This is a genomic window from Streptomyces thermocarboxydovorans, from assembly GCF_039524635.1.
In the GTDB taxonomy this organism is placed as follows: Bacteria; Actinomycetota; Actinomycetes; order Streptomycetales; family Streptomycetaceae; genus Streptomyces; species Streptomyces thermocarboxydovorans.
The window spans coordinates 38,250-51,662 of sequence record NZ_BAAAGU010000022.1; the positions used below are offsets into that span (position 1 = coordinate 38,250).

The following is a 13,413-nucleotide window of genomic DNA, read 5'->3' on the forward strand; positions in this document are numbered from 1 at the left end:
CTGATCCGAGGCATGAGGGAGGCCGGGGATGACGTCGGCGCCGGGGCGCAGGAGCAGTACCTTCACTCGGCTGCTGCGGCACGGCTTCACCGATCCCTCGGCCGCCGAGCGGCTGCTGGACGCGCCCGAACTGGCGCCCGTGCGCAACGACCCGGTGCTGCTGCCCGCGCTCGGCGCCACCGCCGACCCGGATCTGGCGCTGCTCCATCTGGTGCGGCTGCTGGAGGCGCAGCCGGGGCCGACCGACCGGCAGGAGCTGCTGGACACCCTGATCGCGGCGAAGCCGCTGCGGGACCGGCTGCTGGGGGTGCTCGGCGCCTCGGCCGCCCTCGGTGACCATCTCGCCCGGCACAGCGGGGACTGGCGGGCGCTGGTCACCTACGAACCGAGCGACCTGCACCCCGGCATCGAGGAGTTCGAGCGGGGGCTGGCCGAGGCGACCGACCCGGTGTCGCTGCGGATCGCCTACCGGCGCTGTCTGCTGTCCATCGCCGCCCGGGACGTGTGCGGCACCATCGACGTCGCCGACACCGCCGCCGAGCTCGCCGACCTCGCCACGGCCACGCTGCGCAGGGCGCTCGCCCTCGCCGAGGCCGACGCGCCGGAGGACGCCGCGCTGTGCCGGCTGGCCGTGATCGCCATGGGGAAGTGCGGCGGGCACGAGCTGAACTACGTCTCCGACGTCGACGTGGTCTTCGTCGGGGAGCCGGTGGAGGGAGCCGACGAGCGGAAGGCGCTGCAGGCGGCCACCCGGCTCGCCTCGCACATGATGCGGATCTGCTCGGAGACCACGGTCGAGGGCACCATCTGGCCGGTGGACGCCAATCTGCGGCCCGAGGGACGCAACGGGCCGCTGGTGCGCACCCTGGCCTCCCATGTCACGTACTACCAGCGCTGGGCCAAGACCTGGGAGTTCCAGGCGCTGCTCAAGGCCCGCCCGGTCGCCGGGGACCTCGGGCTCGGGCAGGAGTACACCGACGCGCTGCAGCCGCTGGTGTGGCAGGCGGCCGAGCGGGAGAACTTCGTCGCCGATGTGCAGAAGATGCGGCGGCGCGTGGTGGAGAACATCCCCGCCGCCGAGATAGACCGGCAGCTGAAGCTGGGGCCCGGGGGCCTCAGGGACGTGGAGTTCGCGGTGCAGCTGCTGCAGCTGGTGCACGGGCGGACCGATGCCTCGCTGCGCAGCGGCAAGACACTGGACGCGCTGAAGGCGCTGGCCGCCGGCGGGTACGTGGGACGGGCCGACGCCGCGCAGCTCGACGAGGCGTACCGCTTCCTGCGGTCCATGGAGCACCGCATCCAGCTGTACCGGCTGCGGCGGACCCATCTGGTGCCGGAGGACGAGGCCGATCTGCGGCGGCTGGGACGCTCGCTGGGCCTGCGCACCGATCCGGTGGCCGAGCTGAGGCGGGAGTGGCGGCGGCACGCCTCCGTGGTGCGGCGGCTGCACGAGAAGCTGTTCTACCGGCCGCTGCTCGACGCGGTGGCGGCGCTGGCCCCCGGCGAGGCCCGGCTCAGCCCGGAGGCCGCGCGGGAGCGGCTGGTCGCCCTGGGGTACGCCGATCCCGCGGCGGCGCTGCGGCACCTGGAGGCGCTGGCGTCCGGGGTGACGCGCAAGGCGGCGATCCAGCGGACGCTGCTGCCGGTGCTGCTGGGCTGGTTCGCGGACTCGGCGGACCCGGACGCGGGGCTGCTGAACTTCCGCAAGGTCTCCGACGCGCTGGGCAAGACGCCCTGGTACCTGCGGCTGCTGCGGGACGAGGGCGCGGCGGCCGAGAACCTCGCCCGGGTGCTGTCCGCCGGGCGGCTCGCCCCCGACCTGCTGATGCGGGCGCCCGAGGCGGTCGCCCTGCTGGGCAACGGCAACGGCGGTGGGCTGAGGCCCCGCACCCGGACCCATCTGGAGCAGGAGATCCTCGCCGCCGTGGGGCGGGCCGTCGACGCCGTGCAGGCGGTCAACGCGGCCCGCGGGGTGCGGCGGCGCGAGCTGTTCCGTACCGCCGCCGCGGACATCGTGGGCTCCTACGGCACCGAGTCGCAGCCCGCCGAGGCGGACGCGGGCGCCCTGGTCGACCTGGTGGGCGGCGCGGTGTCGGACCTGACCGCCGCCACGCTCGCGGGGACGCTGCGGGCCGTGGTGCGGGAGGGGTGGGGCGATACCCTGCCCACCCGGTTCACGATCATCGGCGTGGGCCGCTTCGGCGGCCATGAGCTGGGCTACGGCTCCGACGCCGATGTGCTGTTCGTGCACGAGCCGCGGGAGGGTGTGGACGAGGGGGAGGCGGCGCGGGCCGCGAACCGGGTGGTCGAGGAGATGCGGCGGCTGCTGCAGCTGCCCAGCTCCGATCCGCCGCTGCTGATCGACGCCGACCTGCGGCCGGAGGGCAAGTCCGGCCCGCTGGTGCGCACGCTGAAGTCGTACGAGGCGTACTACCGGCGCTGGGCGCTGGTGTGGGAGCGGCACGCGCTGCTGCGGGCCGAGTACGTGACGGGCGACGAGGACCTCGGGCGCCGCTTCATCGAGATGATCGATCCGCTGCGGTACCCGGCCGGCGGGCTGGGCGACGAGGAGGTGCGGGAGATCCGGCGGCTGAAGGCCCGTATGGAGGCCGAGCGGCTGCCCCGCGGTGCCGACCCGAAGCTGCACGCGAAGCTGGGGCCGGGTGGGCTGTCGGACGTGGAGTGGACCGTGCAGCTGATGCAGCTGCGGCACGGCGCCCGGGTGGAGGGGCTGCGGACCACGCGGACCCGGGCGGCGCTGGCGGCGGCCGCCGAGGCGGGGCTGGTGTCCGAGGAGGACGCCGGGACCCTGGACGAGGCGTGGGTGCTGGCCACCCGGGTGCGCAACGCGGTGATGCTGGTCCGCGGGCGGGCGGGGGACACCTTCCCCACCGATCCGCGGGAGCTGGCCGCCGTGGGACGCTACCTGGGGTACGGGCCCGGACACGCGGGGGACATGCTCGACGCCTACCGGCGCACGGCGCGCCGGGCGCGCACGGTCGTCGAGGAGCTGTTCTACACGGACTGACGCCGTCTGGTCGGACTCCGACGCCGTCTACACGGACGGGGAGGGCTGCTCAGCGGCCGGCTGCTCCGGGGCGGTGCGGGGCCGGGCGGGCAGGGGAGGGGCGGGAACGGTGTCCGGCGCGGCGCCGTCGGCCGGGGGACCGGGTGGTGTCGTGGGCGCCTTCCGCGGCGGATGCGGCACGCGCCGGGGCAGGTGGTGGGGGAGTGCGCCGTACCAGAGGCGGGCGAAGGCGTAGCCGAAGGCCAGGCAGAGCACGCCGCCCACCGCGTCCAGCCAGAAGTGGTTGGCGGTGGCGACGATGACCACCAGGGTCGCCGCGGGGTAGACCAGGCCGAGCACGCGGACCCAGGGGACGGTGGTCAGGGCGAAGATCGTCAGCCCGCACCACAGGGACCAGCCGATGTGCATCGAGGGCATCGCGGCGTACTGGTTGGACATGTTCTTCAGGTCGCCGGACGCCATGGAGCCCCAGGTCTCATGGACCATCACGGTGTCGATGAACGCCTCACCGTTCATCAGACGGGGCGGGGCCAGGGGGTAGAGGTAGTAGCCGGCCAGGGCGACCGCGGTGGTGGAGAACAGAACCATGCGGGTGGCCGCATAGCGACCCGGGTGGCTGCGGAAGAGCCACACCAGGACACCCAGGGTCACCACGAAGTGCAGCGTGGCGTAGTAGTAGTTCATGCCGACGATCAGCCAAGTCACCGAGTTCACGGCATGGTTGACCGACTTTTCGAAGGCGATGCCGAGGGTCTGCTCCAGTTGCCAGATCCAGTCGGCGTTGCGCAGCGCCTCGGACCTCTGCTCGGGGACCGCGTTGCGGATCAGTGAGTACGTCCAGTAACTCACCGCGATGAGCAGGATCTCGAACCACAGGCGGGGCCGGCGCGGAGAGCGCCTCGCCCGCGGTGACAGGTCCGTGACGGGGTGTGAGACGGCCTGCTGCCGACCCTCCAGTGTGGTCACCGTCATGTCACCCATGGGCACAAAGTCTGCCAGAAAAGGCCTCCTCCTCAGATCATCCTCTGGTCGGGGGCGACCCGCATGTTGTCCTCCGGGTGCCCGGCGAGGAGACCCGGAGGAGACCTCCGGGGTGACGTCAGGGAGGGCGTCCAGAAACGTCAGGGAGGGCGTCCAGAAGGAGCCGGGAGGCACCTAGGAGGAGCCGGGAGGCGTCTAGGAGGAGCGGCCCGCCGCGGGTGCCGAGGCCGTCGAGCCGCGGACCACCAGCTCCGGCATGAAGACGAACTCGCTGTGCGGGGCGGGCGTTCCGCCGATCTCCTCGAGGAGGGTGCGGACCGCTGCCTGGCCCATCGCCGGGACCGGCTTGCGGATGGTGGTCAGCGGCGGGTCGGTGAAGGCGATCAGCGGGGAGTCGTCGAAGCCGACGACGGAGATGTCGTCGGGGACCTCGAGGTTCTGCTGGCGGGCCGCGCGTATCGCGCCCAGGGCCATCATGTCGCTGGCGCAGACGACGGCCGTGCAGTCGCGCTCGATCAGCGCCGCGGCGGCGGCCTGACCGCCCTCCAGGCTGTACAGCGAGTGCTGGATCAGCTCGGTCTCGATCGTCTCCGCGGACAGACCCAGCTGCTCCTGCATGGTGCGTGTAAAACCCTCGATCTTGCGCTGCACGGGGACGAAGCGCTTGGGGCCGAGGGCCAGGCCGATCCGGGTGTGACCCAAGGAGACGAGGTGGGTCACCGCGAGGGTCATCGCGGCGCGGTCGTCGGGGGAGATGAACGGCGCCTGCACCTTGGGGGAGAAGCCGTCGACCAGCACGAAGGGCACGCCCCGGGCGCGCAGGCGCTCGTAGCGCTGCATGTCGGCGGTGGTGTCGGCGTGCAGGCCGGAGACGTAGATGATGCCGGCCACGCCGCGGTCCACCAGCATCTCGGTGAGCTCGTCCTCGGTGGAGCCGCCCGGGGTCTGGGTGGCCAGGACCGGGGTGTAGCCCTGGCGGGTCAGCGCCTGGCCGATGACCTGGGCGAGTGCCGGGAAGATCGGGTTCTCCAGCTCCGGGGTGATCAGGCCCACCAGGCCCTCGCTGCGCTGGCGGAGCCGTACCGGGCGTTCGTAGCCCAGGACGTCGAGGGCGGCGAGCACGGACTGGCGGGTGGTGGCGGCGACGCCCGGCTTGCCGTTCAGGACGCGGCTGACGGTCGCCTCGCTCACCCCCGCCTGAGCAGCGATATCGGCAAGCCGTGTGGTCACAGGACTCGACTGTAGCTGGCGTGCCTCTCCCTGCACACCGAACGGACGCCTGGTGCGCGCCGTCGAACGGGCCGTAGCGGGCTGCTGGCTCATCGCGGTCCCTCACGTGGTGGTCGGCGTCCGTTCCGCAACGGATGATTCACCCGGCGGAAAGGCATGGCAAGTGCTTGCAAAGTCTTGCACAACTGTCCGAGTCCCTGCTGAGCCCCGGAAAATCACCATCGCGGAGCGGTCGAGAGGAGGTCACGGCGGGATAACTCTCGCGGCTTCTTGCAAAAGTTTTCAGCAAGGTCTTTCGAATCGCTTACATGGCTGTTACGTTCACCTCGCCCGACGGCCTCCCCCACTCTCGGCCTCACCCGAGCGATGGGAACCCCCCAGCGGCGCAGTCGGCAAGCGGCAGGACGGCAGACGGGGCCGTCTCCTGCTCCACTCGGGCTTTCACCCTCAAGGAGAACTCATGCGGCGTGGCATAGCGGCCACCGCGCTGGTGGCGTCCCTCGCCCTCGCGGCGACGGCCTGCGGTTCGGACGGCGACAGCGGAGACAAGGCCGGCGGCCCGGTCACCATCACCTGGTGGGACACCTCCAACGCGACCAACGAGGCGCCGACGTACAAGGCCCTGGTCAAGGAGTTCGAGGCCGCCAACAAGGACATCAAGGTCAAGTACGTCAACGTCCCCTTCGACCAGGCGCAGAACAAGTTCGACACCGCCGCCGGTTCCAAGGGCGCCCCCGACGTGCTGCGCTCCGAGGTCGGCTGGACCCCCGCCTTCGCCAAGAAGGGCTACTTCCTCCCGCTGGACGGCACCGAGGCCCTGAAGGAGCAGGACAAGTTCAAGTCCAACCTGCTCGAGCAGGCCAAGTACGAGGGCAAGACCTACGGTGTTCCGTTCACCACGGACACCCTCGCCCTGGTCTACAACAAGGAGCTGTTCGAGAAGGCCGGCGTGAAGCCGCCCAAGACCTGGGACGACCTGAAGAAGGCCGCCGCCACCATCAAGGACAAGACCGGCGTCGACGGCTACTGGGGCTCCACCGCCGGTTACTACGCGCAGACCTTCCTCTACGGCGAGGGCACCGACACCGTCGACGTCGACGCCAAGAAGATCACCGTCAAGTCGCCCGCGGCCAAGAAGGCCTACGGCACCTGGCTGAGCCTGTTCAAGGGCAAGGGCCTGCACAAGGCCGACACCACGGCCGAGGCGTACGCCCACATCCAGGACGCGTTCGTCAACGGCAAGGTCGCCGCGATCATCCAGGGCCCGTGGGAGATCACCAACTTCCACAAGGGCTCGGCGTTCAAGGACAAGAACAACCTCGGCATCGCCACCGTCCCGGCCGGCTCCACCGGCAAGGCCGGCGCCCCGACCGGCGGCCACAACCTGTCCGTCTACGCCGGCTCCACCAAGGAGAAGCAGGAGGCCGCGCTGAAGTTCGTGAAATTCATGACCTCGGCCAAGGCGCAGGAGACCATCGCGCTGAAGAACTCCACGCTGCCCACGCGGGACGACGCCTACACCGACAAGGTCAAGGCCGACCCGGGCATCGCCGGCTTCCAGACGGTCCTCGCCGCCGCCCAGCCGCGGCCGGCGCTGCCCGAGTACAGCTCCATCTGGGGTCCGCTCGACGACGAGCTGCCGCAGATCGCCGGCGGCAAGAAGTCCCTGGACAAGGGCCTGACCGACGCCGAGACCTCGATCGCCAAGCTGGTGCCGGACTTCAGCAAGTGACGCCCGTGTGGCCGCCGGACCTCCCCGAGGGGGAGGTCCGGCGGCCGCCGGCCTGTGTGCCGTACTCCTTGATCATCCAGAAGGTGCCGAACCATGACAGTCGCCATCGACCGCGCGACCGGCAAGCGCCGCGGTGACCGCGCGCCCCGGCCCGGCCCGGTCACCCGCCTGAAGCGGTCATTCGCCAAGCACTGGTACGCCTACGCCATGATCGCGCCGGTGGCCGTCGTGCTCGGCGTCATCGTGCTGTACCCCCTGGCCTACGGCTTCTATCTGACGCTGACCGACGCCGACAGCCTCAACTCTGCCCGCACCATCGGCGTCAACAAGATCGAGGCCACCTACAAGTTCATCGGCCTGGACAACTACGCCGGGATCCTGTGGGGCGAGACGGCCTACGACCGCTTCTGGTCGCACTTCATCTGGACGATCGTGTGGACCGCGGCCTGTGTCGCCCTCCACTACGGCATCGGCCTCGGCCTCGCGCTGCTGCTCAACCAGAAGCTGCGCGGGCGCACGCTGTACCGGCTGATCCTCATCCTGCCCTGGGCGGTGCCGACCTTCGTCACCGTCTTCGGCTGGCGGTTCATGCTCGCCGACACCGGCATCATCAACTCCGGCCTCGGCTCCCTCGGCCTGCCCACGCCGCCCTGGCTGGAGGACCCCTTCTGGCAGCGGTTCGCCGCGATCATGGTCAACACCTGGTGCGGTGTGCCGTTCATGATGGTCTCGCTGCTCGGCGGACTGCAGTCGATCGACTCCACGCTGTACGAGGCGGCCGAGATGGACGGCGCCAACGCCTGGCAGCGCTTCCGCAACGTCACCCTGCCGGGGCTTCGCTCGGTCAGCTCCACCGTGGTGCTGCTCGGCATCATCTGGACCTTCAACCAGTTCGCGATCATCTTCCTGCTGTTCGGCAACACCGCGCCGGACGCGCAGATCCTGGTGACCTGGGCCTACTACCTCGGCTTCGGACAGCAGCCGCGCGAGTTCGCCGAGTCGGCGGCCTACGGCATGCTGCTGCTGGCCATCCTGGTCGTCTTCACCTCCTTCTACCGCCGCTGGCTGAACCGCAACGAGCAGCAGCTCGCGATCTGAGGCAGGAGTTCTCATGAGCACCACGACTGTCGAGAAGGCTGCTCCGGCCCATCCGGCCGGCGGTGGGACGACCGTGAAGCGCCCGGTGCGCCGGCGCGGCGAACTCAGCCTGCCGGCCCGCCTGACCTCCCACGGCGTCCTGATCGCGGCGAGCCTGATCGCGCTGTTCCCGGTCGCCTGGCTGGTCTTTCTGTCCCTCGGCCCGGACAAGGACGACTATCTGCACCCCGGCCGCATCTGGGGCAAGATGACGCTGGACAACTACTCGTTCGTCCTGGAGCACACGGCCTTCTTCCACTGGCTGAAGAGCTCCCTGATCGTCTCCCTCGGGACGACGCTCATCGGTGTGCTCGTCGCCGCCACCACCGGCTACGCGGTCTCCCGCATGCGCTTCCCGGGCTACAAGAAGTTCATGTGGGTGCTGCTGGTCACCCAGATGTTCCCGGTGGCCGTCCTGATGGTGCCGATGTACCAGATCCTGTCCGAGCTGCAGCTGATCGACAGCTACCTCGGCCTGATCCTGGTGTACTGCACCACGGCCGTGCCGTACTGCGCCTGGCTGATGAAGGGCTACTTCGACACCATCCCGTTCGAGATCGACGAGGCGGGCCGGGTCGACGGGCTGACCCCCTTCGGGACCTTCGCGCGGCTGATCCTGCCGCTCGCCAAGCCGGGCCTTGCGGTCGCCGCGTTCTACAGTTTCATCACGGCGTTCGGCGAGGTGGCCTTCGCCACGACATTCATGCTGGACGACGAGAAATACACCCTCGCCGTCGGTCTGCAGAGCTTCATCAGCGAGCACGACGCCCAGCGCAACCTCATGGCCGCCACCGCGGTCCTGATCGCGATACCCGTCTCCGGGTTCTTCTACCTGGTGCAGAAGAACCTGGTGGCCGGCCTCACCGCCGGCGGCACGAAGGGCTGACCCCCTCCGTCCGGAGACTCCCGCGCGCCTGACCGCGCGGGTAGGCGGCCCGCGGTGCCCATCCGACCCCGCTGACACCGCGGGCCGCCTCGTCCGGTCCCCGCCCGCACCCACGCCTCACACGACCGACTGACGCAACGCAAGGACGACATGAGTCAGCAGCACTCCGCCGCCCAGGTCCCGACCTCCCCGACCGAACCGACGCCCTCCACCGACTCGGCCGTCGCCACCGTCACCAGGCGCCACGACTGGTGGCGGGAAGCGGTGATCTACCAGGTGTACCCGCGCAGCTTCGCCGACAGCAACGGCGACGGCATGGGCGACCTGGAGGGCATCCGCTCCCGTCTGCCCTACCTGCGCGACCTCGGTGTGGACGCGGTGTGGCTCAGCCCCTTCTACGCCTCCCCGCAGGCGGACGCCGGATACGACGTCTCCGACTACCGTGCCGTCGACCCCATGTTCGGCACGCTGCTGGACGCGGACGCGCTGATCCGCGACGCCCATGCGCTGGGCCTGCGGATCATCGTCGATCTGGTGCCCAACCACTCCTCCGATCAGCACGAGTGGTTCAAGCGGGCCATCGCCGAGGGTCCCGGCTCGCCGCTGAGGGAGCGCTACCACTTCCGGCCCGGCAAGGGGAAGAACGGCGAACTCCCGCCCAACGACTGGGAGTCGATCTTCGGCGGCCCCGCCTGGACCCGGGTCACCGAGCCCGACGGCACGCCCGGCGAGTGGTACCTGCACCTCTTCGCCCCCGAGCAGCCCGACTTCAACTGGGAGCACCCGGCGGTCGGCGACGAGTTCCGCTCCATCCTGCGCTTCTGGCTGGACATGGGCGTCGACGGCTTCCGTATCGACGTCGCCCACGGCATGGTGAAGGCCGAGGGCCTTCCCGACCTTGGAAGCCATGAGCAACTGAAGCTGCTGGGCAACGATGTCATGCCGTTCTTCGACCAGGACGGGGTGCACGAGATCTACCGGCAGTGGCGGAAGATCCTGGACGAGTACTCGGGCGAGCGCATCTTCGTCGCCGAGGCGTGGACGCCGACCGTGGAGCGCACCGCCAACTACGTACGCCCCGACGAACTGCACCAGGCGTTCAACTTCCAGTACCTGGGCACCTACTGGGACGCGGCCGAGCTGCGCGAGGTCATCGACCGCACCCTGGACGCCATGCGCCCGGTCGGCGCCCCCGCCACCTGGGTGCTGTCCAACCACGACGTCACCCGGCACGCCACCCGCTTCGCCAACCCACCCGGGCTCGGCACCCAGATCCGGCTGGCCGGCGACCGCGAGCTGGGCCTGCGCCGCGCCCGCGCCGCCACGCTGCTGATGCTGGCGCTGCCCGGTTCGGCCTACGTCTACCAGGGCGAGGAGCTGGGCCTGCCGGACGTCGTGGACCTGCCCGACGAGGTGCGCCAGGACCCGGCGTACTTCCGGGGCGCCGGCCAGGACGGCTTCCGCGACGGGTGCCGGGTGCCGATCCCGTGGACCCGCGAGGGCTCCTCCTACGGCTTCGGCGACGGCGGCAGCTGGCTGCCGCAGCCCGAGTGGTGGGGCGAGCTGAGCGTGGAGGCGCAGACCGGGGTGCCCGGCTCGACGCTGGAGATGTACCGGGCGGCGCTCGCGGTGCGCCGGGAGCAGCCCGACCTGGGCGCGGGCGACTCGGTGGAGTGGCTGCGGGCGCCCGAGGGCGTGCTCGCCTTCCGCCGCGGGGACTTCGTGTGCGTCGCCAACACCACCGGCGAGTCGGTGACCGTGCCCGCGTACGGGCGGGTGCTGATCTCCAGCAGCGAGGTGGCGGAGACGGGCGGCGAGGCGAAGGTGCCGGGCGACACCACCGTGTGGTGGACCACCGCCTGACGCGCCCCGCAACTTTTTGGTTCAAGTTCGTACGGCCCGCTGCCCTTTCGGATGGCGGGCCTTTAACATCTGCGTTGCCGCAAGTTTGCTGAATGTTTCAGCAAGCACCTTCAACGAAGAAGGAAACCCCACACATGGCACGCAGAACCCTCGCCGGGGCGGCCGCGCTCATCGCCGCCTCGCTTGTCATGGCCCCGACCAGTGCGGAGGCCTCCCCACCCGGCTCGAAGGACGTCACCGCCGTCCTCTTCGAGTGGAACTTCGCCTCCGTCGCCCGTGAGTGCACCACCACCCTGGGCCCCGCCGGCTACGGCTACGTGCAGGTCTCCCCGCCCGCCGAGCACATACAGGGCGGGCAGTGGTGGACCTCCTACCAGCCCGTCAGCTACCGGATCGCGGGCCGCCTCGGCGACCGTACCGCCTTCAGGAACATGGTCGACACGTGTCACGCGGCCGGGGTGAAGGTCGTCGTCGACACCGTCATCAACCACATGTCCGCGGGCAGCGGCACCGGCACCGGCGGCTCGTCGTACACGAAGTACGACTACCCCGGCCTGTACTCGGTGTCCGACTTCGACAACTGCACCTCCCAGATCACCGACTACCGGGACCGCTGGAACGTCCAGAACTGCGAACTCGTCGGGCTCGCCGACCTGGACACCGGCGAGGAGTACGTGCGCGGCGCGATCGCCGGGTACATGAACGACCTGCTCTCCCTGGGCGTGGACGGCTTCCGCATCGACGCCGCCAAGCACATCCCGGCCGCCGACCTCGCCGCCGTCAAGTCCCGGCTGAGCAACCCGTCGGCGTACTGGAAGCAGGAGGTCATCTACGGCGCCGGCGAGGCCGTCCAGCCGGACGAGTACACCGGCAACGGCGACGTCCAGGAGTTCCGCTACGCGTACGACCTCAAGCGCGTCTTCAACAACGAGAACCTCGCCTACCTGAAGAACTACGGCGAGGGCTGGGGCTACCTCAAGAGCGGCGTCGCCGGTGTCTTCGTCGACAACCACGACACCGAGCGCAACGGCTCCACGCTCAGCTACAAGGACAACGCCAACTACACCCTGGCCACCGTCTTCATGCTGGCCTGGCCCTACGGCGCCCCCGACATCAACTCCGGCTACGAGTTCTCCGACCACGACGCCGGACCCCCCAACGGCGGCCGGGTCGACGCCTGCTGGCAGAACGGCTGGAAGTGCCAGCACGCCTGGCCGGAGATCAAGTCCATGGTCGCCTTCCGTAACGCAACCCGCGGCCAGGCGGTGACCAACTGGTGGGACAACGGCGGTGACGCGATCGCGTTCGGCCGCGGCAACAAGGGCTTCGTGGCCGTCAACCACGAGTCCGGCTCGCTGACCCGCACCTACCAGACCTCCCTGCCGGCCGGCACCTACTGCGACGTGCAGAGCAACAAGCAGGTGACGGTGGACGGTTCGGGCCGGCTCACGGCCACCCTCGGCAGCAACACCGCCCTCGCCGTGTACGCGGGGAAGAGCACCTGCTGAGGCGAGAGCACCCGCTGCAGCAAACCTGTGACGTCCGGCGGCCAGTTCTGTAGCCGCCGGACGCTAGCGTAAGCGCGGGATAAAGAACTCCCCCGCGGGGATGAGGAGGTGCGGCGCGGTCCCTCCCCGCGCCGCTCGTTCGCGCCGCAAGGGGGAGCCATCCGCATGGCTGTGAACAACACTCAGCGTCCCCGCGGACGCGTGGCGGGATGCCTGCAGGCCGTGCTGGTGCCGCTGATCATCATCGGCATCATCACCGCGTGGAACTACTTCAAGGACGACGACTCCCCGTCGTCCCCGTCGTCCTCGTCGTCCTCGTCGTCCTCCTCGGACGACAAGGGCGGCGACTCCGACGGCTGGAAGGCCGGCGACTGCGGCGGCCCGGACCCGGACAAGGGGTCCGACAGCTACCAGAAGCTCGACTGCGACGACTCCGGCGCCACCTTCAAGGCCCTGAAGATCCTGGACGGCGCCATCCTGGACGACTCCATCCAGTGCCCGGCGGGCACCGACATCATCATCAAGGTGTCCATCAGCTTCGGCTCGTCCAGCGGCGGCGGCATCCCCTCCAGCACCGTCTGCGGCCGCAACCTCTCCGGCGACCACCCCGGTGACGCGGGCGCCGGCGGCGGCCAGCTGGTGAAGGGCGACTGCATCGACTCCACGGCCAAGGAGATCCCCTGCGCGTCGGCCGGCCCCGACGACTACAAGGTCCTCGACCTGGTCAAGACCGAGTCCGAGTGCCCCGCCAAGACCACCGACCCGCTGAAGCTGACCCTCGGGATCGGTCGTCCCTACGACGTGATCTGCGGCCGCAAGGCGGCCTGAGGCCGCCCTGGCGGTCCGTCACACGGCACTTTCGCGCCGCCGGTTCCCCTCGGGGAGCCGGCGGCGCGCCGTTGTCCGGGCCGGTGCGTGCCCAACTCGTCCGCCCCTGCCGGAAAGCTCCTCCTGGAAGTTCTTGCCGCCGCTTTCACAAGTCTTGCTGTAAAGCTTTCAACAGCGGTACGGTCGCGCGGGCGCCCCGGTGACGTGGCCGAAACGGTCG

The 13,413-nt window shown here is 70.1% G+C and carries 9 protein-coding genes; 7 read left to right on the top strand and 2 right to left on the bottom strand.

Features of this window, described 5'->3' with window-relative positions:
* Positions 1-28: 28 nt before the first annotated feature.
* On the top strand, positions 29-3,028 hold the full coding sequence (locus tag ABD198_RS12525; RefSeq protein ID WP_344000395.1) for a bifunctional [glutamine synthetase] adenylyltransferase/[glutamine synthetase]-adenylyl-L-tyrosine phosphorylase: 3,000 nt from the start codon (positions 29-31) through the stop codon (positions 3,026-3,028).
* Between the two features lie 27 nt (positions 3,029-3,055).
* On the opposite strand, the gene ABD198_RS12530 is transcribed toward ABD198_RS12525, so the two are convergent.
* Together ABD198_RS12530 and ABD198_RS12535 are read right to left on the bottom strand one after the other, a co-directional pair.
* Entirely contained in the window at positions 3,056-4,009 is a 954-nt protein-coding gene (locus ABD198_RS12530) for a phosphatase PAP2 family protein (RefSeq protein ID WP_344000397.1), read from the bottom strand.
* A gap of 195 nt (positions 4,010-4,204) precedes the next feature.
* Complete coding sequence (locus ABD198_RS12535) at positions 4,205-5,239, bottom strand: LacI family DNA-binding transcriptional regulator (protein ID WP_344000399.1); 1,035 nt, start codon at positions 5,237-5,239, stop codon at positions 4,205-4,207.
* A gap of 460 nt (positions 5,240-5,699) precedes the next feature.
* Between ABD198_RS12535 and ABD198_RS12540 the strand changes: the two genes are divergently transcribed.
* The 6 genes from ABD198_RS12540 to ABD198_RS12565 all read left to right on the top strand — a co-directional run bounded on the left by ABD198_RS12540 (position 5,700) and on the right by ABD198_RS12565 (position 13,193).
* Positions 5,700-6,971 carry an extracellular solute-binding protein gene (locus ABD198_RS12540; RefSeq protein ID WP_344000401.1) on the top strand — a complete coding sequence of 424 codons (1,272 nt, stop codon included), beginning with the start codon at positions 5,700-5,702 and terminating at the stop codon, positions 6,969-6,971.
* 93 nt (positions 6,972-7,064) lie between these two features.
* On the top strand, positions 7,065-8,069 hold the full coding sequence (locus ABD198_RS12545; protein WP_344000403.1) for a carbohydrate ABC transporter permease: 1,005 nt from the start codon (positions 7,065-7,067) through the stop codon (positions 8,067-8,069).
* Positions 8,070-8,082: 13 nt separating this feature from the next.
* On the top strand, positions 8,083-8,994 hold the full coding sequence (locus ABD198_RS12550) for a sugar ABC transporter permease (protein ID WP_344000405.1): 912 nt from the start codon (positions 8,083-8,085) through the stop codon (positions 8,992-8,994).
* A gap of 150 nt (positions 8,995-9,144) precedes the next feature.
* Complete coding sequence (locus ABD198_RS12555; RefSeq protein ID WP_344000407.1) at positions 9,145-10,857, top strand: glycoside hydrolase family 13 protein; 1,713 nt, start codon at positions 9,145-9,147, stop codon at positions 10,855-10,857.
* Between the two features lie 134 nt (positions 10,858-10,991).
* Positions 10,992-12,365, top strand: a complete 1,374-nt coding sequence (locus ABD198_RS12560) for an alpha-amylase (RefSeq protein WP_344000409.1) — start codon at positions 10,992-10,994, stop codon at positions 12,363-12,365.
* 165 nt (positions 12,366-12,530) lie between these two features.
* Positions 12,531-13,193 (top strand): LppU/SCO3897 family protein, encoded by a 663-nt coding sequence (locus ABD198_RS12565; protein WP_344000411.1) that lies wholly within the window; start codon positions 12,531-12,533, stop codon positions 13,191-13,193.
* Positions 13,194-13,413: the final 220 nt, after the last annotated feature.